The sequence below is a fragment of the Amycolatopsis sp. cmx-8-4 genome (assembly GCF_046548675.1).
Classification (GTDB): Bacteria; Actinomycetota; Actinomycetes; order Mycobacteriales; family Pseudonocardiaceae; genus Amycolatopsis.
The window spans coordinates 391,972-415,965 of record NZ_JAEBDZ010000002.1 but is presented as its reverse complement, the minus strand read 5'-3'; the positions used below and the strand labels follow the sequence as shown (position 1 = coordinate 415,965).

The window sequence follows — 23,994 nt, the reverse complement described above, 5'->3', positions numbered from 1 at the left end:
GGAGCGCTGTGCCACACACAGTGGACTAGACCAATGTGGCGTGTCAACCCTTCTTCGGTCGGAAATATGACGCACCGTGCGCGTACGGCTCCCGTGCGTCCCGGAATTCGCGGCGAGGTGAGATTCCCCTGAAGGCGGAGTGACAGAGCGCGGCATTCCGGCTAGTTTGCCGAAATGGTGGGGGATTCCACGGTCGCAGCCGGCGGGGGACGCCGACCCGGCCGGTCCCTGCTCGCCGTGCCGCTGCAGCGCTGGGCGTTGTGGCGCCTGCCCCGCCGGACCCAGGTCTGTTTCGTCGTCGTGGTGGACGTGCTCGCCGTCGTCGCCGTGGTCCTCGCCGCCGTCCGGTTTCCGCCGCTCGCCTCGATGCTGCCGCCGTTCGCCCTGCTCGCGGGCGGGATGCTGGTCACCGCGGAGCTGTCGCGGCCGGTGGAACGCCACCGCGAGGACACGCTGCTCGGGCCCGGCGTCGACACGCCGTGGGTCTTCGCCGGGGTGGTCGTGCTCCGGCCGGGGCTCGCCGTCGCGCTGGTCGTGCTCGCCGCGCTGCACCAATGGTTCCGGGTCCGCAGAAGACCCGTTTACCGCCAGGTGTTCGGCGCCGCGTCGACCGCGCTGGCGGGACTCGTCGCCGGGGCGTTCCTCACCGCGACCGGGGTCAAGCCGCTCGCCGCGACCCTCGACGCCCGCACCGTCGCCCTGCTCGTCCTCGCCGGGCTGGCGTTCCTCGCCGTCAACGCCGCGCTCGTGACCGCCGCCGACGGCCCCCGCCCGCCCCGCGACGCCGCGCCGGGGCACGCCTTCGACGCCGCGATGACGGCGTTCGGCGTCTTGTTCGGCTGGGCCGCGCTGGCCGCCCCGCTGCTCGTGCCGTTCCTGGCCGGCGCCACCGTCGTGCTGCACCGCGGCGGTCTGGGCTGCGGCCGCCGCGAGCACGTCACCCTCGACCCCGGCACCGGCGTGCTGACCGCCGCGTCGTGGCGCGGCGCGGCCGAAGCCGAGGTGACGCGCCTCGGCCGGCACGGTCCCGGCCAGGCCCTGCTGCTGCTCGACCTCGACCACTTCCGCCAGCTCAACGACCGCTACGGCGCCCGCATCGGCGACGCCGTGCTGCGCGCGGTCGCCGACACCCTGCGCGACGAGGTCCGCGCCGCGGATCTCGTGGGCCGCTCCGGCGGCGAGGAGTTCGCGGTCCTGCTGCCCGGCACCGGCCGGTTCGACGCGATGGCGATCGCCGAGCGCATCCGGCTGCGGATCGCCTCGACGCTGGTGGCGTTGAAGGCGTCGGGCGACGGCCCCCAGTTCGTCGGCGTGACGGTGTCGATCGGCGTCGCGGGCTGCGCGGCCGACGAGCCGCTGGGGGACGCGCTCCGGGCCGCGGAGGCGGCGTTGCTGCGCGCGAAGGCCGCGGGGCGCAACCGGACGTTCTGCGCGGATCCGGCCTAGCGGGGACCCGTCCCCGCCGGTGCTGCCTACCGTCTCGCACGAGGAACACGCGCGAGGAGGCACGTGATGCGGAAGCTGATTCTGGGGTTCTACTGTTCGATCGACGGCAAGAGCGCCGACGCGGACAACGGGATCCGGGACGTCATGATGGGCGTCGACGATCCCGAGCAGGAGAAGTACTTCGTCGACGGGCTGTGGGAGGCCGGGGCCTTCCTGATGGGCCGCGTCACCTACGAGGCCATGGCCGGGTTCTGGCCCACCTCGGACCACCCGTCCGCCAAGGCCATGAACGAGATCCCCAAGGTCGTGTTCTCCCGCACCCTGGAGTCCGCCGACGACTGGCCCGAGACCCGGATCGCGAGCGGTGACACGGCGGCGGAGATCGCCAAGCTCAAGGCCGAGCCGGGCAAGGACCTCGTCGCCGCCGGCGGCACCGGGTTCCTGCGCTCGCTGATCAAGCTCGGCGTGGTCGACGAGTACCGCCTGTGGATGCTCCCCGCCGCCACGGGCCGGGGCGCGGCCCTGTTCCCCGAGCTGGACGCGCCGCTGAACCTGCGCCTGGTGAAGAGCACGGCCTTCCCGTCGGGAGTACTCGAGCTGATCTACGCGCCGGCCGCTTAGCTCATGGTGATCGCGTCGAGCTTGTCCTTCAGGTAGTCCGACGCGATCACTTCCGGGTAGATCCGCTTGCCCAGCGGCGGCGCGAGCGACGTGATCCGCGCGTCGTGGTCGGTCTCGTAGAAGAAGACCAGGGACACCAGGTCCTCGTCCGGGGCCGTCGCCGCCGGGGGCAGGACGCGGTGGCGGGTCGAGCGCCAGCGGTCGCCCGTCCAGCGGGCCATCAGGTCGCCGATGTTCACCGTGAACGCGTCCGGGTGGTACGGCGCGTCCTCCCACTCGCCGTCGGCCGTGTAGACCTGCAGGCCGCCCACGCCCGCCTGGCGGTCGAGCACCGTCACCGTGCCGAAGTCGGTGTGCGGGCCGATCCGGAACTGGTCGGGTTCCGGGGCGCCGACGTGGGTCATCGGCGGGTACCAGTTGATGTTGAACGTGTACGTCGGGTGCGCCGTGTGCCGCGTGAAGTGGCTCTCGGCCAGGCCGAGCGCCGCGGCGAAGATCTCCAGCAGGTGGTCCGACAGCGCCCGCATCCGGCGCATGTACTCGGTGGCCGTCTCGGCGAGCCCCGGCACCTCGGCCGGCCAGACGTTGGGCTGGAACCAGAACCCGTCGATCTCGGCGACGCCGACGCCGAGGTCGGCGCCCGCCGAGAAGGACTCCTTCAGGTCGGGCGGGGTTTCGGTGCCCTCGGCGTAGCCGTTGGCCTCGACGCCGGGCGGCAGCCAGCCGCGGCCGCCGACGGTGACGGCGTAGCGCTGCTTGACGTCCTCGGGCAGCGCGAAGAACCGCTGCGCCTGCTCACGGGCCCCGGCGCGCAGGTCGTCCGGCACGCCGTGCCCGGTGACCAGCAGGAAGCCGGACTCCCGCAGCGCCCGGTCGACCTGTTCGGCCACCTCGGCCCGGCCCTCGGACGTGCCCGTGAACCACGGCGAGAGATCCACGAGCGGAACGGATGACGGCATACGTGCTCCTCGCACAGAAATGTCCCAGCGATGTCCTATGTGGACTTTTCGACTCCGATGTCCTCGAACCACAGGTCCGGGCGCGCGGCGATGAACTCCGTCATCAGCGCGGTGCAAGCGGGGTCGTCGAGCAGGGTGATCTCCACGCCGAGACCGGCCAGCCAGTCGTGCCCGCCGTGGAACGTTTCGGCTTCGCCGATGACCACGCGCCCGATACCGAACTGACGGACGAGCCCGGAGCAGTACCAGCACGGCGAGAGCGTGGTGACCATGATCGTGTCGCGGTAGTGGGGGCGGCGGCCGGCGTCGCGGAACGCCGCGGTCTCGGCGTGCGTCGACGGGTCGCCGTCCTGCACGCGCCGGTTGTGCCCGCGGCCCAGCAGGGTGCCGGTGGCGTCGAACAACGCGGCCCCGATCGGCACACCACCCTCGTCGCGGCCCAGTTCGGCTTCTTCACGGGCGACGGCGAGCAGGGCGGCAGGGTCGATCGGCATGCGCCACTCTCACCGCCCGGAGCCGTGCCTGGCAAGTGTTTGACCACCCGACTGCACCATCCGGCCGATCGAGGACCGGAACTGTCCTCGATGTCTGGCACACTGCGTGTCATGTACGGCACTTCGGAGCGACTGCTCAGGCTGCTTTCGCTGCTGCAGGCCCGGCGGGACTGGCCGGGCTCGGACCTCGCGTCGCGCCTGGACGTCGACGTCCGCACGATCCGCCGTGACATCGAACGGCTCCGCTCGCTGGGCTACCCGGTGCACGCGACACCGGGGGTCGCCGGCGGCTACCGGCTCGGCGCCGGGGCCGCGCTGCCGCCGTTGCTGCTGGACGACGACGAGGCCGTCGCGGTCGCGGTGGGCCTGCGCACGGCCGCGAACGGCACGGTCAGCGGCATCGAGGAGACGTCCGTGCGCGCGCTGGCGAAGCTGGAGCAGGTGCTGCCCGCCCGGCTGCGGCCGCGGGTCGGCGCCTTGGGGGCGGCCACGGTCTCGCTGCCGGGCAGCGGCCCGACGGTCGACGCCGGGGTGCTCACCGTGATCGCCTCGGCCTGCCGGGACCACGAGCGCCTGCGCTTCGGCTACGGCGACCGCGCCGGCGCGGAGACCGAGCGGTCGGTCGAGCCGCTGCGCCTGGTCCACACCGGCCGGCGCTGGTACCTGGTCGCCTTCGACCTCGGCAAACAGGACTGGCGCACCTTCCGCGTCGACCGGATCACCGGCGAGCCGGCGGCCAGCTTCCGCTTCACCCCGCGCGAGCCACCGGCCGAGGACATCGCGGCGTACGTGTCCCGCTCGATCTCGACCACGCCGTACCCGCACCAGCTGGTGGTGCGGGTGGCCGCACCGGCGTCGGAGGTGTCGACGCGCATCTCGCCCACGAGTGGCGTGGTGGAGCCGATCGACGACCACAGCTGCCGCGTCCGGACCGGGGCGAACAACCTGGACGTGGTGCCGTTCCACCTGGCGCAGTGGGGGTACGACTTCGTCCTCGAGGAGGCGCCGGAGGGGTTGGTGGAGCGCCTTCGGCTGATCGCCGACCGCTTCGCGCGCGCCGTCGGCTGAGGGGCGCCGTGCCGGGTAGGCTCGCCACGAGTGGTCGTCGGCAACCCGGAGGGTGACTGTGAGTTCGGTGCCTGGAATCGATCCGTCGGTCGCGCCAACGGGGGTGGGCTGCCTCGAGTGCGACGCCGCCGGTGGGTGGTGGGTGCACCTGCGCCGGTGTGCGCAGTGCGGGCACGTCGGCTGCTGCGACACCTCGCCGTCGCAGCACGCGACCGCGCACTTCAAGGCGTCGGGGCACCCCTACATCCAGAGCTTCGAGCCCGGGGAGTCCTGGTTCTGGAACTTCGAGACCGAGACCGTCAGTGAGGGACCCGAGCTGACCGCCCCGGACTCGCACCCCGCCGACCAGCCGATCCCCGGCCCGACCGACCGGCTGCCCGGCGACTGGCAGCAGCACCTGAACGGCTAGGCCGGCACCCCGAGCATCCGCAGCACCAGGCTGCCGTACTCCTTGCCGAGCGCGGCCGGGGTCTGGCGGGCGCGCTCGCTGTACCAGCGGGCGACGTCGACACCCAGCGACAGCACCGCCCGGGCCGCGACGTGCGGGTCCGACACGGTGAACGCGCCGACGCGGGCGCCTTCGGCGATCACCTCGCGCACGATCCGCTCGATCCCGCGCCGCAGCTCGGCGACCACCTTGAACTCCTCTTCGGGCAGCGCCTGCAGCTCGTACTGCACGACCCGGGCCACCGTGTGGCGCCGCGCGTGCCAGGCGACGAAGTCCTCGACGATCAGCCGGATCCGCTCGACCGGGTCGGACACCTTGGCGACGACGTTCTCGACCAGCGCGAGCGTCTGCTCGTGGCCGTAACGGCTGATCGCGAACAGCAGCGCGGCCTTCGACGGGAAGTGCACGTAGAGCGCGGCGGGGCTCATTCCGGCGGCGGCGGCGATGTCCCGGGTCGTCGTGGCGTGGTACCCGCGCTCGGCGAACGCCTCGACCCCCGCCAGCATCAGCCGTCTGGCGGTCTCGGGCTGCACGTCGGGCCACAGCTCGGCCGACAGGGACATCGTCATCGGGTGATCCTCTCAGACGCCGCACCCACGGGTGACGGACTAGACGGCGCACCCCGGTCGTGTCCAGTGTAAGCGGCCGCTTTGTCCGTGGATCTGGGGATACATCCCCGAAAAGGGGATGTCATGCCACTCGGGTTAGTGCCCTGACGGTCAGGTTCGACGCCTGGAGTCAGCGTCGAATACCCGCCTGAGTCGAACGTACGTTCGACAATCTGGTAGGGTCGGTACCGCGGTGGTGCGGCCGCAGGGGAAGTGCGCCCCGCACCACCGCGTCCCGGCACATCACTCAGGAGCGAGGGAGATGCGCGACGCGCGTTCGCGGACGTCGGCGTAGCCGAGCAACGTGCCCAGCGCGGCGCCGGGCCGATCGGTCCAGGCCGGCGCGGCCTCGACCACGGCGACGTCGTCGTCCTGATAGAACGGCTGCACGTCGTCGACGTCGCTGCCGGGCAAGCTCGCCAGGCGGTGCACGGCCGGGACCGCCTTGCGAGGAGCGGTGGCGAGGTCGGCCGGCAACTCGGCGTACCGGGCAGACCGAGCCCAGCTCAAGACCGGCCCGGGCCGCGCGGCCATCGCCTAGGCTCGCTCGGCCAGCGCCGGCACGGCCTCGACCCGCACGTGCGCCTTGATGAACGTGGCCGCCGCGTCGAGGGCGGCATCGGCCTCGTCGACCAGCGCGGCGAAACCCTGGAAGACGTGCGGCAGGCCGGGCCACACCTGCAACTGGACCTCGACGTCGTGCTCGGCGGCGCGGGCGGCGAGCCGGACGGCGTCGTCGAGCAGGATCTCGTAGGACCCGACCTGTACCAGCAGCGGTGCTATCGCGGTCAGGTCGGCGAAGACGGGACTGGCCAGCGGCGTTGCCGGGTCGGTGTCACCGAGGTAGTCCGAGGCGCGCCGGCGGAGGCCGTCCGCGGTCAGTGCGGGGTCCACATCGGACTTGCCTGCCGCGGAGCCGCCGGACACGGTCAGATCGGCCCACGGCGAGAAGACCGTGGCCGACGACGGCTGGGGCAGGCCGGCGGCCTTGATCGCGACGAGTGTCGCGGCGACCAGGCCCCCGCCGGCGGACTCGCCCACGAACGCGATCGCGGCGCTGGGCGTGCCCTGGTCGAGCAGCGCCCGGTAGGCGGCTACCGCGTCGTCGACGGCGGCCGGGTACGGGCTCTCCGGCGCGAGCCGGTAATCCACCGAGATGACGCGCGCACCGGCGCGGCGGCCCACGTCGGCGGCCAGTCCCGCGCCGTCGGCGGCGGAGCCGAGGGCATAGGCGCCGCCGTGGAAGTAGAGGATCACTGTCGACGGGTCGATGTGGGGCGTCTCCACGGTGAGGACCGGGACGCCCCCGAGTTCGCCGGGGCTCGTCGACACGTCCTCGGGCAAGGGCACCGACGCGATCATGTCGTGGAAGATCACGCGCTGCTCGCCGAGGTCACCACCGATGTCGAGCGGGGCGTGCCGCAGGATGTCCAGCAGGGCCTGGCGTTGGTCATGCGTCATGGCGATGTCCTCTGTGGTGACGGTTGTCGTTGTGGGGCAAGGGAACCGGGTTCGTGGTCAGCGTGGCGGCCCGATCCGGCAGCCGTGCGGGACTCGTGATGACTCCGGTTCCGCTCGGCCGCGCTCGGCTGGTGCACCACGGCATCGAGCTGGGTCACGTCCGGGCGTGGTTGCATCCCGATGCCCCGCACGCCTCGGTCGGCATCGCCGACGGCGGGTGCCGCATCAGCATTGTTCGACGTCGGCTGGTTGTTCGCTCGGCTCGGGCGGATCCGCTGCCGCGGAGGTGCTGTCACACTGCGCGGGACGACGGGAGTGGTCGATGCGGTCGGCGCGGATGTCCGGCGTGACCGATCGCGCCTCGCCATCCAGGCCGACGTAGGTGAACGATGCCCGGCTCAATGCCGCCTCCCGAAGTTCGGACAAGAGTGTCGACCACTCGCGACTTCTGCCACCCGGTTCGATGCAACCGTATCCCCAGGCGGGTGACCATCCACTATTTGGCCACTAACTGTCCAGAATGGACCGCAGTGTACCTCGTCTCGAACTGATCGAATCCTGACAACTTCGACATCCGCGCCATGTATGCACGCGGCCATCAAGACGGTAACTTCGTGCCGATGGAACGACCGTCGACATGTGACACACGGCGGATCGATGACAAAGCGACCGATGTCTCCTGGCCATGCCGACCGCTCGGCCAGGCTTGGAGCATGCGTGGAAGAGCCGGCGCGCGATGAGCTAACCTCTTGCCCACGGATTGGCTTGGCGGTCGCGCCGCGGGGCTCCCGGACCCCCTCATTTGCAGACGGTGCCGCCTGACGGCCGGCGCCGTCAGTGGTCCGCGCTCAGGAGACGCCCTTGACCAGTTACAGCGTTCTGGCCTCCGGCCGCCGCTTCTCCGTTCTCGCCACTTGGCCCGGAATGTATACCGATCACACCCGGAAGGTCACCACCCTCGACGACAGCGACGTGGCCGGCGATCTCGCCGCCTACCTGACGCATCTGTCCGAGGGCGCGTGGGACGCGGCACCCTGGCTCGACACCTACCCGGTCATCGAGGCCGGCATCGCCGAGCTCATCAGCCACTTACGCGGTCCCGACGACACCATCCCGCAGATCAGCCTGTCCGGCACCGGCTACCGCCACGTCAGCCAGTGGAGCTTCTCCGATGTGACCGACATGCTGCACTCCTGCCTTCCGGACGTGCTGCCTCTGCTGAGCAGAGCTCAACGGCTCACGGTCGCCGACGAGCTCGCCGCAGACGCCGCCGGCCGGGCCGAAGCGCTCCAAGTACTGCCTTTCCCGCAGGAACCGGGCGTCAGTGCGTCCCGTGCCTGGCAGATCCTCGACGTCACCCGCGTGTTGGGGAACGGACGATCCGGCCCGCTACCGGACGGCGCGGCCGGGTGGCTGAATCGCGCGTGGGGAAGGGGCCGCTCGGTGGCCGAGCGGTGGGCGGCCCGGAACCGGCTGGCACGGATCGAGCAACTGGTCGCGGCGTGCCGGAGATCCGGGGGCCGGGCCGGCGCCGAGCCGCACCCCGACCCCTGTGCCCACATCGAAATGCCTCGAGATGCTTCAGGCACCGAGATCGACGTCTTCTGTGTCGTGGCCCCCTCCGGACGCCGGCACTGCCGGGAGACGAGCCCGTTCGGGCCGATGGTGATCACCGGTCCAGGTCGCTCTGGTTCGAAGTCCGACGTGGTCGCCGCCCTTCAGCCCGGCGATGACGAAGGTTTCGTCAAGGCCCTCGGCGTGTGGACGCTGAGCGTGCCCTGGTCGCCCGTGCGAGTACCCACGACCTTCGCGGAAGGCGTTCCGTGCACCTAGCCGGCGTCCGTGCCGGACACCGCCTGGGCCGCTGCGGCAGGACCGCATGCGTGACGTGGCAGCGCGGATCGACGTGGAGGCCGATCGGTCGCCGGGCGAACGGGCGGCCGGAACGACCTGCTGAACACTTTCGACGCCGGTTGGCAAGCACAGGGTGGAAGGACAAGGCGGACCGAGGAGCTGCATGGCGTCAGACGCGGAACTAATCAGCAGATCCCTGAACGGCGACGGGAACGCCTTCGTCGAGGTGATCTGCCGCCACGAGGTCGCGCTCGGCGCTTACCTGGCCCGGCGAGCGGGGCGCGACAAGGCGGAGGACCTGCTCGGCGACGTATGGGTGGCGGCCTACGAGTCCCGGCGAACCTACGACCGGTCATTCGCCAATGCACGGCCGTGGCTGTACGGCGTGGCGCTGAACATACTGCGGCGTCACTGGCGGTCGCAACCGGCCGAGGATCTCGTGCCGGACGTCGCGGACATGGCCAGCGGGTGGGACCCGTGGCCCGCGGTGGACGCCCGGGTGGACATCCAGACGTTGCTGCGGGCGGCCTTGGCGAAGCTCAAGCCGACGCAACGAGAGGTGCTGACCCTCATCGCCTGGGAGGACCTCACTGCCGCCGAAGCCGCGCGGGTGCTCGTCATCCCGGCGGGCACAGCGCGCCGTTTGCTGCACCAGGCCAGGAAAGAACTGCGGAACGCGCCGGAAGTCGCTGCGTTGCTGAAGATCCCCACTGTGTGAAAGAGAGCTTGCGGACATGGATGAGATGGACTTGGTCAAGCAGGTGAAGGACGTGTCGCCCTTGCGGCCGGAGGCGTACGAGCGGGCCCGGGCGACGCTGGGGACAGCGATGGTCGCGTCCGAGAGGCCGGACCTGGTCGCGGCTCCGGCGCGGAAGAAGCGGTTCACCCGGACTCCTGGCTTCCGCGTAGGCGTGGGTGTCGTCGGAATCGCGGCGGCGGTGGCGGTCGTCGTGTCGGTGACCTCGGTCACCTCGGCGCCGCCTGCCGAACCGACCGCCCAGGCGCCCGCAGCGGAGTCCAGGCTGGTGACCCTGGCGGCGGACGTCAAGGTCACCGCCGGTTCGTTGCCGGGAGACGCCTCGCTGGTCATCAGCAGCAAGATCGCGCCCGACGGAAAGCCGTACCCCATTTACACCCTGTACACCGACAAGGGCCAGATCTTCTTCGCGCAGGAGCGGGGTGCCCTTGCCGGGGCCGTCGCCCGTGGCGAGGACCTCGCTGTCTCTGACGATTCCTCCGTGGTCGCGGCCGCGCGTTTCGCGGCGAGCAGCGATCTCGACAAGGCCCGGTTGCTGATGATCAACGCGATCCCCAACGCGTGGGGGGTGGGCCTCAGCCCGGCCGAGGCGCAGAAAGCCTGGGACAAGTCCCAGACCGAGCGGATTTCGCTCCTGAAGGCGAAAGGGATCAAGGACCCGCAGCCGCAGCCGCGGCCCACGGGCAAGGCTCTGGAGGACGGCATCAACGGCGTCCTGTGGAACAACAGCTTCAGCGCGCTTACCGTGGCTGCGGCCAACCCGGAGGTCCGGGCCGGTGTGCTCCGCCTGATCTCCACCATTCCGGAGGTCAAGGTCGACAAGGCGATAGTCGGCGGACAGCCCGTGTTGAACCTGACGGCCGGATCCGCGTTGTTCGCCGGGCACTACGAGCTCGTGTTGACGATCAACGCCCAGACCGGTCTGCCGATCCGCTCCGAGACGAGCAAGACCGCTCCGGGCGACAAGCCGGCGCCTCCCCGGACCTACGAGTCTTCCCGGGTGAAGGTCGCCGACATCGCGGCCGGCAAGTTCTGACCGAGCCCCGGCTTTGATCGTTCGGGCGTGGTGAACGGGGATTGCCCTCGTTGCCGCGGTGCGGGTTCGCACGGCTGGAAAGTGCCTTCTGGTCCATTTCGGCCAGGGTCCGCATGTTTCGGCCGGCCGTGCGAACCCGTGTTTTTTCGCGCACAGGAGAGTAATGCGGAAGAGACGCCGTCGCTATGCGGTTCTGGGGTGTCTCGTCGCCACGGTCGTCAGCCTTCCTGGGACGAGCCGGGAGAGGAACCCAGCCGACAAGCGACTGGGTTCCTCTCCGAGACGGCGCCGATCAGGGGCCGGCTAGTGCTGCAGCGTCAGGACACCCGGCCGCCACGGCAATTGGTCGTAGGGGCCACTGGCGGTGGGAGACTTGCCCTGGTAGAGCAGCTGCAGGTTGCAGGGGTCGATGGTCATGGTCTGGTCCGGGTTGCCGCGGACCAGGTCACCGTGGCTGATGTCGTTGGTCCAGTTCGCTCCGGCGTTGGCTTTGCCCGCGAAGGGGTTGCTTTCACTGGTGGCTTGCGGGGTCCACGAACCGCTCAGGCTGCTTGCCGTGAACGAGCGGAAGTAGCGCCCGTTCGCGCCGATGGCCTCGACGATCATCAGGTACTGGTTCTGGCCCTGGACCTTGTAGACCTGGACCGCCTCGAACAGGTTGTTCGTCGAGTCGCTCAAGACTGTCGTGTACGACGAGCCGAAGCTGCCCGGGAAGTTCCCGATCGGCATGCTCGCGCGGTAGATCTTGCCGTTGTCACCGGCGAAGAACAGGTACATGTTCGAGCCGTCGGCGATCAAAGTCTGATCGATCGGACCGGTGCCGGAGCCGGAGATGCTGCCCGTGAACAACGGCTGCGGCGAGGACCAGCCGTTGGGGTTGGTGGGGTCGCTCGACGTGCGGTAGATGAAGGGCCAGGCACCCCATTGGTAAGCGAGTACCCAGATGTTCTTCGGTGCGAAGTAGAACAGCGTGGGCGCCACCGCGGCCGAGCTCATCCCGTTCTGGCCGGCCGAGGCCATGTCGGACCAGTTCGTGAAGGGGCTGAAGGCCATCGAGCCGTAGGACGATCCCGAGACGTTCGACGCGTAGACGAGGTGCTTGCCGTTGTAGACGACGTCGGTGAAGTCCTTGAGCGAGACCCACCCGTTCTTCGGCGTCGCCAGCGCGCCCGTTGACGTCCATCGGTACGTCGAGGGAAGGGAACAGCTGCCGCTTCCTCCGGTCGTAGTGGTGGTCGGGGTCGTGGTCGACAGACCTGTCCACTTCTGGTTGCTGCCGCCGGTGCATGTCCAGAGCTCCACGGCGGTGGCGTTGGCCGTGCCGGCACCGGTGACATCCAGGCAGAGCCCGGACTGTGCTGCGACCACGGTACCGTCGGAGTTCACCCGCCACTGCTGGTTGGCTCCGCCGTGACAAGCCCAGATCTGCACCCGGGTACCGGCGGTGGTCGCGCTGCCGGGCACGTCCAGGCACTTGCTGCCGTACACCCTCAGTTCGCCGGCGGACGTGGACGTCCACTGCTGGTTCGCCCCGCCCGAGCAGTCGTAGATCTGCAGGGTGGCGCCGTCGGCCTGGCTGGTGTTCGAGACATCGAGGCACCGGCCCGAGCCGGCACCCTGCAGCGCGCCGGTGACGTCGGCCATGGCCGCGTCGGCTCCCAGCGTCACCCCGGCCACGACGGTCACCGCGACCGTCGCCGCGGCGACGAGAGCGGCGATCCGGGATCGACTCCTGCGACTGGTAGTTCCTCTGTTCATGACGACCTTCTCCCGGTCAGCATCTGTCCACTTCCGGTTGCTCCCGCCGTTGTGCATCCGGATCGGCATTCTCGTGAGTGAGGCGACTGTTATCGCTAACACTCTCCGCGTCAGCCTGAGCTTGCGGGAGAAGTGTTGTCAATTCACGCGACCGGTGTCCGGTGACCCGGCTGCCGGGCCCGGCAGCCGGGCCACCTCAAGGCCGTCGCAGATGGTCCACAAAGGACAAACCTGGTCGTGAAAGTTACATGTGCGCGCGCGTCGCTCCGGCGAACGACATCGGGCGAAGGTGGTTACCGGGTCGGTGCGGACGTTGTCCGCTGTCACGGACCTGTCGTCCGCGGCGGCGCGGTGAACCAGCGATCGAGCTCGTCGAGAACGTTTTCGATGATCGGGTACAGCTCGTCGGCGATCGTGTCCTGGCTCTGGCCCTCGGTGGTGCGTCGGCCCGCCTCGCCGATGATGATCCGGAACACCCCGGCGAGAGCGATCCCCTGCAGTTCGGCGATCCCTGGTGAGACGGCGCTGGTGTCGGTGATGACCTCGGCGAGGGCGGCGGCCTGGCGGTCGGTCAGCTCGAGGGCCAGCCGCTGGACGGCCGGGCTGATGGCGGCCAGATGGCCGAGCTCGCCCCGCCAGAGCTCCGGGGGGATCCGGCGGATCCCGGCGACGGACTCGAGGACGAAGCCGCGCACGGCGGCCGCCGCACTCGTCCCGGGCCGCCGGTCGCGGACGAGGTCGCACAGCCGCTGCCGGATCTGCTCCTCCCGGTCGGTGACCAGCTGTTCCTTGGTCCGGAAGTAGTTGTAGACCGTCTGCTCGGCGACTTCGGCCTCGCGCGCCACGTCACTGACCGTCACGTGCTCGTAACCGTGCTCGGCGAACAGCCGGGCCGCGGTGTCGGCGATGAGCCGGCGGGTGCGCACCTTCTTGCGCTCGCGAAGTCCAGGACTCGACATACCCGCAGCTTATCAGCGGCACCCCAAGATTTGAGCGCGTACTATCTTTAGAGTTGACTCTAAAATCCAATCAAGGAGACACTGTGACGATCTTGATCACGACCGCGGGCAAGGTGGGCTCGGAAGCGGCGCGGCTGCTGGCCGAGCGGGGAGAACGGGTCCGGGTCCTGGTCCGCGACCCCGGGAGGGCCACCGCACTGGCGGAGGCAGGAGTGGAGGTGGTCGCCGGTGACCTCGGCGTTCCGGAGACTGTCGATGCGGCGATGCGCGGGGTCTCGTCGGTGGTACTGGTCAGTCCGGCGGTGCCCGATCAGGAGTTGAACGTCGTCGGCGGCGCGGTCCGGGCGGGCGTCGGGCACGTGGTGAAGGTGACCAGCAAGGCGTCGGCGGATTCGCCGATCGCCCGGCGACGCGGCCAGGCCGAGATCGAGGCCGGGCTCATCGCGTCCGGGCTGGGCTACACCCTGTTGCGCAACAACGCCTACATGCAGAACTTCTTCATGTCGGCTCCGTCGATCGTGAAGGAGAGCAGCTTCGGCTCGGCGGCCGGTGACGGTCGGCTCGGCATGATCGACGCGCGGGACGTCGCCGCGGTCGCCGCGCAGATCGCGGCCGCCCCGGCTGCGCACGCGGGGAAGACCTATTGGCCGACCGGTCCCGAGTCGATCTCCTTCGCCGACGCCGCGGCGGTGTTGTCGAAGGTGCTCGGGCGGCCGATCGCGTTCGAGCCGCTGACGGTCGAAGAGCAGACGCGGGCGCTGGTCGAGGTCGGCTTGCCGGCGGGGCCGGCGGCGATGAACGCGCAGGCGGTGGGGTTGTTCGCCGAGGGCGACTGCGACTACGTCACCGACGACGTCCTCGCGATCGCCGGCCGGCCGGCGCGCGGCTTCGAAGAGTTCGTCACCGACCACGTCGAGGTGTTCTCGTGAAGCCCCCTGTCCGGACCTACGCGGTCACCGGTGCTTCGGGGCAACTGGGCCGGACGCCACCGGCCGAGGTCGTCCGCGCCGCGGCCCGCTGATGTCCCACCGAAACCTCGAGGAGCCACGATGTCATCGCCGTACCCCGCCACCACGTTCCCGCCCCGGGACGCCTTCGTCGCGAGCAAGGACGACGCGCCCGCGTACTGGTTCTACGACACGCTGTGGGTGATCCTGGCCGACGTCCACCGGACCGGCGGCTCGTTCTCGGTCATCGAACAGTGGATGCGGGCCGGGGTCGGGCCGCCGCTGCACGTCCACAACGTCGACGAATGGTTCTTCGTGTTCAGCGGCTCGATGGACATGCAGGTCGGCGCGCGCGAGCTCACCGCCACCGCGGGGGACTCGATCTGGATCCCGCGCGGCACCGATCACGGATTCACCACCACCCGGGAAACGCACGTGCTCAACGGGTACGCGCCCGGCGGCGTCGAGCAGATCATCGCCGGCATCGCGAAGCCGGCCGAGCGCCGCGAGCTGCCGCCGAAAGATCTGGAACTGCCCAACCCGGAGGCATTCGGCCGGCTGCTCGACAACTACTGGTCGTCTCTCAGCTCCAATGCCTGGGCGCAGACCGCACCTCGACGGTGAAGCGGCAGCGGGCAGAGCGATCAAGACGGTCGCAGGCGTTCGTTCAGGGCTTCGCGGCACTGGTCCAATCCGGGTGGCCGGGCATCGGTGGCGTGGTGTCCCCGTGCAGCCAGGACTTGAAGTAGTCGGTGAGGTCCTTTCCGGACACCTTGCTCGCCACGTCGACGTAGTCCTGTGTGGACGCTGAGCGGCCGCGGAAGGTGTCGTAGAAGGTCTGTTCGATGCGCCGGAAGGTTTGCGGCCCGACGAGGTTGTGCAGCCCGTAGAGCGTCAGCGCGCCCGGCGCGTCGGTGCCGAACAGGACGCCGGCGGGGCTCTTCAGGTGTGCTGCCGGCCCCTCGGTCGACCGTGTCTCCGCGTCGGCGGCGCAGAGGTCCTTCATCACGTCGTCCATCTTGCGGAAGCCGCGCGCGTCGTCGTAGCGGTTCGTGTAGTACATGGCGTGGCCCTCGCTCAGCCACATGTCGTCCCAGTTGTGGACCGAGACCGTGTCACCGAAGTACTGGTGCGTGATCTCGTGCACCATCACCGGCGACTGGTGCTCGTCGGTGTCGGCCAGCGAGTAGCGGGAGAACGTCGAGAGGGTGGGGTTCTCCAGCGCGACGCCGTTGTAGTCGCTGTCCACGGCCAGCACCCCGTACCGCTCGAAGGGGAAGGGCCGGCCGATGGCTTGCTCCAGCCAGGTCACTTGGCCGGGGGTGCGCCGGGCCGCGTCATCCATCGGCGAGGGGTCGCCGGTGTTCGTGATGTAGCTGCGGATCGGCAGGCCGTGCGGGCCGGTCTGGTCGATCGTGTGGAACCTGCCGACGGCGACCTGGGTGACGTCGGTCGGGATCGGGTGAGCGGTGCGGTAGACGAAGGTCGTGCGGTCACCATCGGTCCGGCGGGACACCAGGGTTCCGTTGGCGACGGCCGTCGTGTCGACGGGCGTGGTGATGCGGAAGGTGAAGACGGCCTTGTCGCTGGGGTGGTCGTTGGACGGGAAGAACAGGTGCGCGCGGTCGGGCTGACCCATGAAGGCGAAGCCGTCCGGCGTGTTCACCCAGGCCTTGATCGGCCAGTCGGTACCCGGCGGCAGGTGGACGGCCGGAGAGGCCGGGTTCTTGCTCCGGTCGGCTACGTAGTCCACCCGGACGGTGAACGGCAGACCGCGGGTCAGCGGCCGATCCGGCGTGACGATCAGCTTTTTCTCCTGTGTGCGGAAAGCCGCCTGCCTGCCGTTGACCGTCACCCCCGTGATCTGCTGCCCGGCCGAGTCCAGGCCGAACGACGAGAGCGCTTGGGTGGCCCGTGCTCGCATCGTGATCGAGGACGTCATCGTGGTGACGCCCGGCCGGTAGTCGTAGCCGACGTCGTAGGAGGTGGCGTCGTAGCCGCCGTTGCCCAGAGCGGGGTACAGCCGGTCTCCCAGGCTGAGGGCGCCGGCTGCCGGCGCTGCCACCGCCGGGGTGGTCGTGGCCAGCACCGTCAAAGCCGACATGACAGCGAGCGTTGCGACACGTTTCATGGCCGGGATTTAGGTTCCTAGCCGTCCGTCCACATTGGCCACACACGCAGCACGGACTACCACTTTGGTAGTATTTCTCCGCTGGAGCCAGCTTGCTCAGCAGCAAAGACCAGGTTCCTCGTTGCGGAAATCCAAGCCCGCTGACCGCAGCACTGGACGAACGGGCGCGAGACCCGGTCTGGTGCCGGCCGGGGCGGTAGTGGCCGCCCCGGCCGGCACCAGGCCCTTGCGCGGTGGGCGTGATCCGGCTCAGGAGTGGCACTCGTAGAGGGTCTGCGCCATGCTCATCGGCCCGGCTTGGTCGTTCTGCTGGGCGGCCTGTCCGCCGTAGGCCGCCGGGTCGACGGCGGTGCAGTGCCGGTCGATCCACTGTTGCCGCTGCCGACCGGCGCCGCCGTTCATGCCCGGCATGCCGCCGCCGGATCCACCGAGGACGAACTTCAGCTTGCCTTCGGCCGTCCACTGCCGGAGCTGGTCGACCGAGGGCGAGTCGTCGCTGCCCATGAAGCCGCCCATGCCGATGACCGTCTCGTCGGAGCCGACGATGAAGCTCGCCACCATGCTCGCCGAGCTGTCGACGGCCAGGGTGATCTCCGCGCCGCCGCCGTGCTGCTTCGCGTAGTCCAGGATGCGGCGCTGCTCGTCGGTGAGTTCGCCGTTCAGGGCGCCCATCATGCCGCCGAACCCGCCGGACGGGCGTCCGCCGCCCCGGCCGGTACCCGGGAAACCGCCGGTACCCTCCGGAGTTTCCGGGAGGCCGCCACCGCCGGGAAAGCCCGCGTCGGTGCCACCGGGTGGCGTTCCCGTGCCACCCGGGAAACCGCCGGGCAGCTGCGGCATCTCTCCGGCGGCGCCCGGTCGCATGCCGCCGAAGCCGCCGCTCGGGCCCGCGGCCGGCATCACGCCGAGGTCCTCGCCGGTCGTGGCGGTCGCCGTGGACCACACCGCCGGGACCAGCAGCACGGTGACCAGCCCGAGCACGAGTGAGACGCGCGAGAGCGCCGCACGGCGTGCGTCGGCGAGCCGGGCCGCGAGCAGCGCGGCCACCGTCACCACGCCCACTACCAGGACCGTCCAGCGCGTCCAGCCCTGCCACGAAGGATCGCGGCTCGCCAGCACGAAGGCCCACGCCGCGGTGAGCGCCACCGCGGCGGGCAGCAGCAGCCATTCGACGGCTCCTTCGCCGCGGTAGGCACGCCAGAACCGTGCCAGTCCCGCCGCGGTGATCGCCGCGATCGCCGGGGCGAGCATCGTCGTGTAGTACGGGTGCCAGATGCCCTGCGCGTAGCTGAACACCAGCGCGGTCACCAGCAGCCAGCCGCCCCACGCGAACCAGCCGGCCCGCAGCGCCGGGTCGCCCGGCTGCTTCGCCGCCTTCCGCGAGACGCCCTGAACGGCGACGACCACCACGACGACCAGCGCCAGGGGCAGCAGCCACGAGATCTGCCCGCCGACGGACGAGCTGAACATCCGGCCGAGACCGGTGTCGCCGCCGAACATGCCACCGGCACCGCCGCCCATCCCGGACGGCAGAGTGATTCCCTCGGGCAGGTCCGGGCGTGGTCCGCCGCCACCCCCGGGGTTGCCTTCGTTGCCGAAGATCCGGCCGAAGCCGTTGTAGCCGAAGATCAGGTTCCACGCGGTACCGTCGGTGCTGCCGCCCATGTACGGCTTGGTCCCGGGCCACCAGTCGTGCAGCGCCACCCACCAGAACGACGACGCGAACAGCGCGACGCCGGCCCCGAGCAGGTCGAGAACTCGCCGTTTGACCGGCGCGCTCGTGCCGAGGAAGTACGCCAGCGCGAACCCGGGGACGACGATCCACGCCTGCATCATCTTGGTGACGAAGCCGCAGCCGACGAAGAAGGCGCACCACAGCAGCCACTTCGTGCGCGCGCGGCTCGTGTCCGCTTTCACCGAGCGTGTGAACGCGTAGGCCGCCGCGATGAGCAGCAGCACGAGGAGGGTGTCCGGGTTGTTGTCCCGGTTGATCGCGACGGTGATCGGGGTCAGCGTGAGGATCAGGGCGGCCAGCAGCGCCACGTTCTCGCCTGCCCACAGCCGTACCGTGCGGTGCAGGAGGAACACCGCCGCGACGCCCTCGAGGACCTGGGGCAGCAGCAGCGCCCAGCCGTGGAAGCCGAACACCAGCACCGAAAGCGCCTGCGGCCACAGCGACATCGGCGGTTTGTCCACTGTGAACACGCCGTACGGGTCGAACGAGCCGAACAGGAAGTTCGTGAAGCTGTCCGTCATGGACTTCACGGCGGCCGAGTAGTAGGTGTTGCCCAGCTGGCCCGCGCCGATCCGCCACGCGTAGAGCGCACCCGCGGCGACGCAGATCCCGGCGATCGCCCAGGCCTGCCACCTCGTCCGGCGTGGAACCGCGACGCGGCCGGCGGGTGCCGCGTGTTCGGCGGCGACTGTCATTGTTCGTCCTTTCGATTGTCCTTGCGGAAGACCCAGCTGCGCAGGAGCACGAATCGCCCCGCGGTGCCCAGCACCGAGGCCGCGAACAACACCGTCAGCTCCAGCGCGCGTCCGGGGTGCGGGTCGAGCGCGGGCAGTGCGAGCAGCGCGGCCGAGGTGAACGCGTAGTAGAGCCCGAACACCACCAACCCCTGCAGGTGCGCCTTGCTCCGCGCAACGCCCGCCCCGGCGAAGGTGAAGCGGCGGTTGGCTTCGGTGTTGAACAGCGTGGTGAGCACCAGCGCGGCCAGGTTGGCCACCAGCACCGGCCACCACGACCGGAAGAGCCCGTACAGCACGAGGTTCGCGACGGTGGAGATCACCCCGATCACCGCGAACGACAGGACTTCCCAGAGCCGGCCGCCGCTCGGCGCGCCCAGCACGGCGTCGGGGTGGGCCGCGCGGGGTGCCGGCCGGCGGGGCAGGTCCGCCACGCGTGCGGTGCCGGCCGCTTTCGCGCGGGCGACGCGGACCAGGCCGCGGATGTCGTCGAGTGCGGTCTTGGCGACGTCGACGCGGCTGTCGGTGTCCTCGACCCAGTCGACCGGCACTTCGTGCACGCGCAACCCGTTGTGCTCGGCCAGGAGCAGCAGTTCGGTGTCGAAGAACCAGGCGTCGTCCTCGACGTGGTCCAGCAGCGGCCGGATCACGTCGGTGCGCGCGGCCTTGAACCCGCACTGCGCGTCGGAGAACCGGGCGCCGTGGCTGAGCCGGATCAGCCCGTTGTAGCAGCGGGAGACGAACTCGCGTTTCGGCCCGCGCACCGTGCGTGCCCCGGGGGCCAGCCGGGAACCGATGGCCAGGTCGGAGTGCCCGTTGACCAGGGGCGCCACCAGTGGCAGCAGCGCGTCGAGCCCGGTGGAGAGATCCACGTCCATGTACACGACGACGTCGGCGGTGCTGGCCCGCCAGGTTTCGCGCAGGGCCAGGCCGCGGCCCTTGCGGTCGAGGTGGCGCACCCGGACCGAGCCGTGCTCACGGGCGAGTGCCTCGGCCACCTCCAGCGTCCGGTCCGTGCTGGCGTTGTCGGCGATCACGATGGTCCAGCCGAACGGGAACTGGTCGCGGAGGAATTCCCTCAGCACGCGCACGCAGCCGGGCAGGGCGCGTTTCTCGTTGTACACCGGGACGACGATGTCCACCGTGGCCGTCGCAGCACGGTGTTCGGGAGGGGTCCGGAGACCCCCGGTCGCGCCGACCGACATGCTTCCTCCGTTCTCGCTGGTTCGCGGCCGAGCACGACGCTGTGTGACCGGTTACGTTGCTCATACGGTGGGCTACCGATCGTGAGAAGCGCCTGGAATTCACCTGAGAGAATCGTGAGAGGTGAATCTTTCCCCGCAATGGGGGAGATCAACAGCTCACGCACAGGCGGGCCGCGTAGCCTCTGCCGGGTGCGACTGCTGGTGGTGGACGACGATCCGGACGTGCGGGAAAGCCTTCAGCGCAGCCTCGAGTTCGAGGGGTATGACGTCGGGACGGCGATCTGCGGGGCGACGGCGCTCGAGGCCGTCGCCGGTGACCGGAAGCCCGACCTGGTGATCCTCGACGTGATGATGCCCGGCGTCGACGGCTTGGAGACGTGCCGGCGTATTCGCGCGGCGGGCGAGCGGCTGCCGGTGTTGATGCTCACGGCGCGCGACGCGCTCGGTGACCGGGTCACCGGCCTCGACTCCGGGGCCGACGACTACCTCGTCAAGCCGTTCGCCCTGGAGGAGCTGCTCGCCCGCGTCCGGGCGCTGCTGAAGCAGAACCGCGGCCGCCGGTCCGTGCCCGAGGTCCGCCGGTTCGCGGATCTGGAGCTCGACCCGCGCACCCGCGAGGTCGCCCGCGGCGGGCAGCGGATGGAGCTGACGCCGACCGAGTTCGACCTCCTGACGGCCTTCCTGGACGCCCCGGGCAAGGTGCTGACCAAGCACCAGCTGCGCCAGGCGGTGTGGGGGAGGGAACCGAGCCGTACCAACAATCTCGACGTCTACGTCGGGTATCTACGGCGCAAGACCGAGGCGGGCGGGGCGAGCCGGTTGCTGCACACCGTCCGCGGTGTCGGTTTCGTGTTGCGGGTGTCGTGAAGCGCCGCGGAGAGCGCCGGATGCTGCTGCGCAGCCGCGTCGCGCTGATCACCGCGGCGATCGTGGCGCTGGCGATCGCCTCGATCAGCACCGTGACGTACGTGGCCACGCAGCACAACCTGCGTGCGCAGCTGGACGAGACGCTGCTCGGCGGCTGGCCACCGCCCGGCGCGCAGGATCCCGCTCTGCCGAAGCCGGACTCTGCCGACCTGTGCCGCGCGGTGAACCAGGGCCGACCGCTGCAGCGGTTCCTCGAAGGGGTCCAGCTGCTCAAGGCGGACGGGACGACGTGTTCGCCCGCCGGCGTGGACTCGGTGGTCCTCGAGCCGTCGGATCGGACGGCTCGGACGGTGACATTGCGGGACGGCTACACCCAGTCCGGCGCGCCGGTGCGGGTGCTGCTCGGCCCGGCCGGCGACGGGAACGTCGTGGCCATTTCGCGCAGCCTCGCCGAAGTCGAGAGCACCCTGACCGGGCTGCGCACCGTGCTGATCGTGGTGTCGGTGCTGGGTGCGGCGCTCGCGGCCGCGGCGGGCCTGCTGCTCACCCGCCGGACACTCGAGCCGATGGCGCGGCTGACCGCCGCCGCCGAGGAGATCGCCCGGACCCAGGATCTCGACCTCCCGGTCGCCGTGTCCGGCCGTGACGAGGTCGGCCGGATGGGCCGGGCGTTCGCGGCGATGACCGGCGCGCTCGCCGAGTCCCGCCGTCGCCAGCGGGCATTGGTGGCGGACGCGGCCCACGAGCTGCGCACTCCGCTGACCAGCTTGCGCACCAACATCGACCTGCTGGCCCGTAGCGAGCACACCGGTCGTCCGCTGGCGGACGGGCAACGCGCCCGGATGGTGGACCGGTTGCAGGTGCAGGCGGTGGAACTCGGCGACCTCGTCACCGAGCTCGTGGTGCTCGCCCGCGACGAGCACGAACTCGAGCACGCCGACGTCGCCATGGCCGTCGTCGTCCGGCAGGCGGTCCGGCGGGCTTCGAGCCGCGCCCGGGACCACACCTTCGAGGTCGACAACGCCGAGTGGTCCGTCCACGGTGACGCGGGCGCGCTGGAGCGGATGGTCCTCAACCTGCTCGACAACGCGATCAAGTTCTCGCCTGCCGGGTCTGTGGTCACGGTCCGCTCGGCGCCGGGCCGGATCTCCGTCGCCGACGACGGCCCTGGGGTCGCCGCAGAGGACCGCGGGCCTGCGTTCGAACGGTTCTGGCGAGCCCCGGCGGCACGCGCGCTGCCGGGCTCGGGACTCGGCCTGGCGATCGTCGCGGACACCGCGGCCGCTCACGGCGGCCGCGCGCGGTTCGAGGATCCGCCGGATGGCCGGGGTGCGCTGGTGGTCGTCGAACTGCCGGCCTGACACTCACCGACCCTCCTGGCCCAAGGAGGCACTCGGCGGGGACAAGGGCCTCACGCTTCCGCGAACCGAGCTGCGGTGGGTGTTCAGGCCGTGGCCGGTACGACACGAGCGGCGGGTCGCTCAAAACCACCGTCCTCGCTTCGCCCGGAGCGGGGCGTACGCCCGCGACCAAGTCGGCGGTGAACATGCTCAGCGCGGTGGCGCGCAAGGAATTCGTCGCGGACGGCGTCGCGGTCTCGCTGGTCCTGCCGTCGATCACCGCGACCGAGTTCGGTGAGGGCCTGTTCCGTGACAGCGCCAATGTCCGGCCCGGCATGGTCGCCCACGATCCCGGCTACGTCGCCCGCGTGATCGGCTGTCCCGTCGACTACTTGCCTATCCGGAAAGAAGTGAGTACTTTCCAAGTAGGCAAGTAGTCGACGGAGGTAATCATGGACGAGCAGCAAGCAGCGGAAGCCCTGGCCACGGTCCGGGCGCACCAGGATCGGACCCGGCGGGCGGCTCGCCTGCCGTGGTGGGTCTACGCCGTGGTCTTCGTGCTGGCGGCCGGGGGAATGGCGCTCAACGACTTCATCAGTCTCAGCGGCGCGAAACTTGTCGCCATCCTGGTTCTGGTGGTGCTGGCCGTGGTGTTCGCGACCAGCCGCATCACCGGGCCGGCGCCGCTGGGTAGGGTGCGCGGGGTGCAGCGCCGTCAGTCGTTCGTCCCGTGGGTCTTCGGCGTCGTGGCCTTCGTCGCGGGTCTGGGCGCGTGGCTGATCTCCCGCTACGGCAGCGATGTCACCCACGACCTCGCCGGCGCCGTCGGCCTGCCCGGGTATCCCGACACTGTTGCCGGGGTGCTCTACGGCGCCGCGTTCACCGGGCTGTTCGCGCTGTCGCAGCTGCTGCTGACCGTTGCCCAGCGGCGGCAGAACGCATGACAGCTCCACCACCGTCCGGGCTGGACCGCCTGCTGTCGGATCCGACGCGGCTGGCGATCATGTCGGTGCTGTGCGCGGCACAGTGGTGCGATTTCGCCTTCCTGCGGGAAGCGGTGTCCCTGTCGGACTCCGCGCTGTCCAAACAGCTGGCCACGCTGAAGAAGGACGGCTACGTCGAGCAGCAGCGGACGTACGCCGGACGGGTGCCCAAGACGTCGGTTCAGGCCACCGGCGAGGGGCGGCAGCGGTTCCTAGGGCACGTCGAGGCGCTGCGGATGATCGTCGAGCGGACCAGTAGCCCGCAGTCCGGACAGTAGTCGGCCGGTATCGCCGAACGCGCGGACGGCCACGCCCGGTACAACGGGGTGCCGGTCACCGGAGATCGAGTTCGCGGATCGCGGCCGGCGGGACACGGTTCCCGACCTGGATGCCGCATCGGATCCGCGGGCTGATCGGCGGGCGGAATCGATCGCTCATGGCGCCACCTGCGCGAGCGAAGACACTGGGTAGTCACTTGCGCACGAGGAGTAGCCTCGGCCACTGGTGGCACCCGCGGTCGACCTGACGGTGCCGGCCTGCCTGCATTCGACGCGGCCGCCCACGCCCACCAATCCGCATGCGA

General features: G+C 70.3%; 25 protein-coding genes. 14 read left to right on the top strand and 11 right to left on the bottom strand.

The window, feature by feature from the left end; translation table 11 throughout:
* Positions 1-174 precede the first annotated feature (174 nt).
* Together ACLJQZ_RS04715 and ACLJQZ_RS04710 are read left to right on the top strand one after the other, a co-directional pair.
* Complete coding sequence (locus ACLJQZ_RS04715; RefSeq protein ID WP_410618801.1) at positions 175-1,446, top strand: diguanylate cyclase; 1,272 nt, start codon at positions 175-177, stop codon at positions 1,444-1,446.
* A 66-nt stretch (positions 1,447-1,512) separates the two neighbouring features.
* Positions 1,513-2,067 (top strand): dihydrofolate reductase family protein, encoded by a 555-nt coding sequence (locus ACLJQZ_RS04710; RefSeq protein WP_410618800.1) that lies wholly within the window; start codon positions 1,513-1,515, stop codon positions 2,065-2,067.
* Here the strand turns inward: ACLJQZ_RS04710 and ACLJQZ_RS04705 are convergent.
* Entirely contained in the window at positions 2,064-3,026 is a 963-nt protein-coding gene (locus ACLJQZ_RS04705; protein WP_410618798.1) for an isopenicillin N synthase family dioxygenase, read from the bottom strand. The genes ACLJQZ_RS04710 and ACLJQZ_RS04705 overlap by 4 nt on opposite strands.
* 35 nt (positions 3,027-3,061) lie before the next feature.
* Positions 3,062-3,520, bottom strand: coding sequence for a nucleoside deaminase (locus ACLJQZ_RS04700; RefSeq protein ID WP_247049268.1), 459 nt, complete (start codon positions 3,518-3,520; stop codon positions 3,062-3,064).
* Between the two features lie 111 nt (positions 3,521-3,631).
* On the opposite strand from ACLJQZ_RS04700, the gene ACLJQZ_RS04695 reads away from it, so the two are divergent.
* The gene (locus tag ACLJQZ_RS04695; RefSeq protein WP_410618796.1) at positions 3,632-4,588 is read left to right on the top strand and encodes a helix-turn-helix transcriptional regulator; all 957 of its coding nucleotides are present in this window, start codon (positions 3,632-3,634) and stop codon (positions 4,586-4,588) included.
* A gap of 67 nt (positions 4,589-4,655) precedes the next feature.
* Positions 4,656-4,997, top strand: coding sequence for a UBP-type zinc finger domain-containing protein (locus ACLJQZ_RS04690; protein ID WP_410618795.1), 342 nt, complete (start codon positions 4,656-4,658; stop codon positions 4,995-4,997).
* Here the strand turns inward: ACLJQZ_RS04690 and ACLJQZ_RS04685 are convergent.
* The 4 genes from ACLJQZ_RS04685 to ACLJQZ_RS04670 form a co-directional block, all read right to left on the bottom strand.
* Entirely contained in the window at positions 4,994-5,605 is a 612-nt protein-coding gene (locus ACLJQZ_RS04685; protein ID WP_410618794.1) for a TetR/AcrR family transcriptional regulator, read from the bottom strand. The genes ACLJQZ_RS04690 and ACLJQZ_RS04685 overlap by 4 nt on opposite strands.
* A 282-nt stretch (positions 5,606-5,887) precedes the next feature.
* Positions 5,888-6,178 carry a hypothetical protein gene (locus ACLJQZ_RS04680; protein WP_410618793.1) on the bottom strand — a complete coding sequence of 97 codons (291 nt, stop codon included), beginning with the start codon at positions 6,176-6,178 and terminating at the stop codon, positions 5,888-5,890.
* A gap of 3 nt (positions 6,179-6,181) precedes the next feature.
* Positions 6,182-7,105 (bottom strand): alpha/beta hydrolase, encoded by a 924-nt coding sequence (locus ACLJQZ_RS04675; RefSeq protein ID WP_410618792.1) that lies wholly within the window; start codon positions 7,103-7,105, stop codon positions 6,182-6,184.
* Between the two features lie 225 nt (positions 7,106-7,330).
* Positions 7,331-7,531, bottom strand: a complete 201-nt coding sequence (locus tag ACLJQZ_RS04670; protein ID WP_410618791.1) for a hypothetical protein — start codon at positions 7,529-7,531, stop codon at positions 7,331-7,333.
* A 435-nt stretch (positions 7,532-7,966) separates the two neighbouring features.
* Here ACLJQZ_RS04670 and ACLJQZ_RS04665 point away from each other — a divergent pair, with 435 nt between their 5' ends.
* The 3 genes from ACLJQZ_RS04665 to ACLJQZ_RS04655 all read left to right on the top strand — a co-directional run bounded on the left by ACLJQZ_RS04665 (position 7,967) and on the right by ACLJQZ_RS04655 (position 10,752).
* Entirely contained in the window at positions 7,967-8,938 is a 972-nt protein-coding gene (locus ACLJQZ_RS04665) for a hypothetical protein (protein ID WP_410618790.1), read from the top strand.
* Positions 8,939-9,122: 184 nt separating this feature from the next.
* The gene (locus ACLJQZ_RS04660; protein WP_410618789.1) at positions 9,123-9,677 is read left to right on the top strand and encodes an RNA polymerase sigma factor; all 555 of its coding nucleotides are present in this window, start codon (positions 9,123-9,125) and stop codon (positions 9,675-9,677) included.
* A gap of 16 nt (positions 9,678-9,693) precedes the next feature.
* Positions 9,694-10,752, top strand: a complete 1,059-nt coding sequence (locus tag ACLJQZ_RS04655) for a hypothetical protein (RefSeq protein ID WP_410618787.1) — start codon at positions 9,694-9,696, stop codon at positions 10,750-10,752.
* Between the two features lie 303 nt (positions 10,753-11,055).
* Here ACLJQZ_RS04655 and ACLJQZ_RS04650 read toward each other — a convergent pair whose 3' ends face one another.
* Complete coding sequence (locus tag ACLJQZ_RS04650) at positions 11,056-12,510, bottom strand: non-reducing end alpha-L-arabinofuranosidase family hydrolase (RefSeq protein ID WP_410618786.1); 1,455 nt, start codon at positions 12,508-12,510, stop codon at positions 11,056-11,058.
* 323 nt (positions 12,511-12,833) lie between these two features.
* Complete coding sequence (locus tag ACLJQZ_RS04645) at positions 12,834-13,469, bottom strand: TetR/AcrR family transcriptional regulator (RefSeq protein ID WP_410618785.1); 636 nt, start codon at positions 13,467-13,469, stop codon at positions 12,834-12,836.
* 83 nt (positions 13,470-13,552) lie between these two features.
* Between ACLJQZ_RS04645 and ACLJQZ_RS04640 the strand changes: the two genes are divergently transcribed.
* Positions 13,553-14,398, top strand: a complete 846-nt coding sequence (locus tag ACLJQZ_RS04640; RefSeq protein ID WP_410618784.1) for an NmrA family NAD(P)-binding protein — start codon at positions 13,553-13,555, stop codon at positions 14,396-14,398.
* Between the two features lie 120 nt (positions 14,399-14,518).
* On the top strand, positions 14,519-15,040 hold the full coding sequence (locus tag ACLJQZ_RS04635; RefSeq protein ID WP_410618783.1) for a cupin domain-containing protein: 522 nt from the start codon (positions 14,519-14,521) through the stop codon (positions 15,038-15,040).
* Positions 15,041-15,083: 43 nt separating this feature from the next.
* On the opposite strand, the gene ACLJQZ_RS04630 is transcribed toward ACLJQZ_RS04635, so the two are convergent.
* The 3 genes from ACLJQZ_RS04630 to ACLJQZ_RS04620 all read right to left on the bottom strand — a co-directional run bounded on the left by ACLJQZ_RS04630 (position 15,084) and on the right by ACLJQZ_RS04620 (position 20,221).
* A complete protein-coding gene (locus ACLJQZ_RS04630; protein ID WP_410618782.1) occupies positions 15,084-16,547 on the bottom strand; it encodes a M1 family metallopeptidase in 1,464 nt (487 codons plus the stop codon).
* A gap of 249 nt (positions 16,548-16,796) precedes the next feature.
* Positions 16,797-18,977 (bottom strand): ArnT family glycosyltransferase, encoded by a 2,181-nt coding sequence (locus ACLJQZ_RS04625; RefSeq protein WP_410618781.1) that lies wholly within the window; start codon positions 18,975-18,977, stop codon positions 16,797-16,799.
* Positions 18,974-20,221, bottom strand: coding sequence for a glycosyltransferase (locus tag ACLJQZ_RS04620; protein ID WP_410618779.1), 1,248 nt, complete (start codon positions 20,219-20,221; stop codon positions 18,974-18,976). The genes ACLJQZ_RS04625 and ACLJQZ_RS04620 overlap by 4 nt, the downstream gene beginning before the upstream one ends.
* A 189-nt stretch (positions 20,222-20,410) precedes the next feature.
* Here ACLJQZ_RS04620 and ACLJQZ_RS04615 point away from each other — a divergent pair, with 189 nt between their 5' ends.
* The 5 genes from ACLJQZ_RS04615 to ACLJQZ_RS04595 all read left to right on the top strand — a co-directional run bounded on the left by ACLJQZ_RS04615 (position 20,411) and on the right by ACLJQZ_RS04595 (position 23,689).
* Positions 20,411-21,088 carry a response regulator transcription factor gene (locus ACLJQZ_RS04615; RefSeq protein WP_410618777.1) on the top strand — a complete coding sequence of 226 codons (678 nt, stop codon included), beginning with the start codon at positions 20,411-20,413 and terminating at the stop codon, positions 21,086-21,088.
* Complete coding sequence (locus ACLJQZ_RS04610) at positions 21,085-22,449, top strand: ATP-binding protein (protein WP_410618775.1); 1,365 nt, start codon at positions 21,085-21,087, stop codon at positions 22,447-22,449. The genes ACLJQZ_RS04615 and ACLJQZ_RS04610 overlap by 4 nt, the downstream gene beginning before the upstream one ends.
* A gap of 179 nt (positions 22,450-22,628) precedes the next feature.
* Positions 22,629-22,865 (top strand): hypothetical protein, encoded by a 237-nt coding sequence (locus ACLJQZ_RS04605; protein WP_410618774.1) that lies wholly within the window; start codon positions 22,629-22,631, stop codon positions 22,863-22,865.
* A 15-nt stretch (positions 22,866-22,880) separates the two neighbouring features.
* A complete protein-coding gene (locus tag ACLJQZ_RS04600; RefSeq protein WP_410618773.1) occupies positions 22,881-23,372 on the top strand; it encodes a hypothetical protein in 492 nt (163 codons plus the stop codon).
* Positions 23,369-23,689 carry a winged helix-turn-helix domain-containing protein gene (locus ACLJQZ_RS04595; protein WP_410618771.1) on the top strand — a complete coding sequence of 107 codons (321 nt, stop codon included), beginning with the start codon at positions 23,369-23,371 and terminating at the stop codon, positions 23,687-23,689. Before ACLJQZ_RS04600 ends, ACLJQZ_RS04595 begins: the two co-directional genes overlap by 4 nt.
* Positions 23,690-23,994: the final 305 nt, after the last annotated feature.

Excerpts from the sequence above, each read along its gene's own strand:
- ACLJQZ_RS04715 (WP_410618801.1), top strand. The coding sequence starts at position 175 with ATGGTGGGGGATTCCACGGTCGCAGCCGGCGGGGGACGCCGACCCGGC.
- ACLJQZ_RS04710 (WP_410618800.1), top strand. The coding sequence starts at position 1,513 with ATGCGGAAGCTGATTCTGGGGTTCTACTGTTCGATCGACGGCAAGAGC.
- ACLJQZ_RS04705 (WP_410618798.1), bottom strand. The coding sequence starts at position 3,026 with ATGCCGTCATCCGTTCCGCTCGTGGATCTCTCGCCGTGGTTCACGGGC.
- ACLJQZ_RS04700 (WP_247049268.1), bottom strand. The coding sequence starts at position 3,520 with ATGCCGATCGACCCTGCCGCCCTGCTCGCCGTCGCCCGTGAAGAAGCC.
- ACLJQZ_RS04695 (WP_410618796.1), top strand. The coding sequence starts at position 3,632 with ATGTACGGCACTTCGGAGCGACTGCTCAGGCTGCTTTCGCTGCTGCAG.
- ACLJQZ_RS04685 (WP_410618794.1), bottom strand. The coding sequence starts at position 5,605 with ATGACGATGTCCCTGTCGGCCGAGCTGTGGCCCGACGTGCAGCCCGAG.
- ACLJQZ_RS04680 (WP_410618793.1), bottom strand. The coding sequence starts at position 6,178 with ATGGCCGCGCGGCCCGGGCCGGTCTTGAGCTGGGCTCGGTCTGCCCGG.
- ACLJQZ_RS04675 (WP_410618792.1), bottom strand. The coding sequence starts at position 7,105 with ATGACGCATGACCAACGCCAGGCCCTGCTGGACATCCTGCGGCACGCC.
- ACLJQZ_RS04660 (WP_410618789.1), top strand. The coding sequence starts at position 9,123 with ATGGCGTCAGACGCGGAACTAATCAGCAGATCCCTGAACGGCGACGGG.
- ACLJQZ_RS04655 (WP_410618787.1), top strand. The coding sequence starts at position 9,694 with ATGGATGAGATGGACTTGGTCAAGCAGGTGAAGGACGTGTCGCCCTTG.
- ACLJQZ_RS04650 (WP_410618786.1), bottom strand. The coding sequence starts at position 12,510 with ATGAACAGAGGAACTACCAGTCGCAGGAGTCGATCCCGGATCGCCGCT.
- ACLJQZ_RS04645 (WP_410618785.1), bottom strand. The coding sequence starts at position 13,469 with ATGTCGAGTCCTGGACTTCGCGAGCGCAAGAAGGTGCGCACCCGCCGG.
- ACLJQZ_RS04635 (WP_410618783.1), top strand. The coding sequence starts at position 14,519 with ATGTCATCGCCGTACCCCGCCACCACGTTCCCGCCCCGGGACGCCTTC.
- ACLJQZ_RS04630 (WP_410618782.1), bottom strand. The coding sequence starts at position 16,547 with ATGAAACGTGTCGCAACGCTCGCTGTCATGTCGGCTTTGACGGTGCTG.
- ACLJQZ_RS04625 (WP_410618781.1), bottom strand. The coding sequence starts at position 18,977 with ATGACAGTCGCCGCCGAACACGCGGCACCCGCCGGCCGCGTCGCGGTT.
- ACLJQZ_RS04620 (WP_410618779.1), bottom strand. The coding sequence starts at position 20,221 with ATGTCGGTCGGCGCGACCGGGGGTCTCCGGACCCCTCCCGAACACCGT.
- ACLJQZ_RS04600 (WP_410618773.1), top strand. The coding sequence starts at position 22,881 with ATGGACGAGCAGCAAGCAGCGGAAGCCCTGGCCACGGTCCGGGCGCAC.
- ACLJQZ_RS04595 (WP_410618771.1), top strand. The coding sequence starts at position 23,369 with ATGACAGCTCCACCACCGTCCGGGCTGGACCGCCTGCTGTCGGATCCG.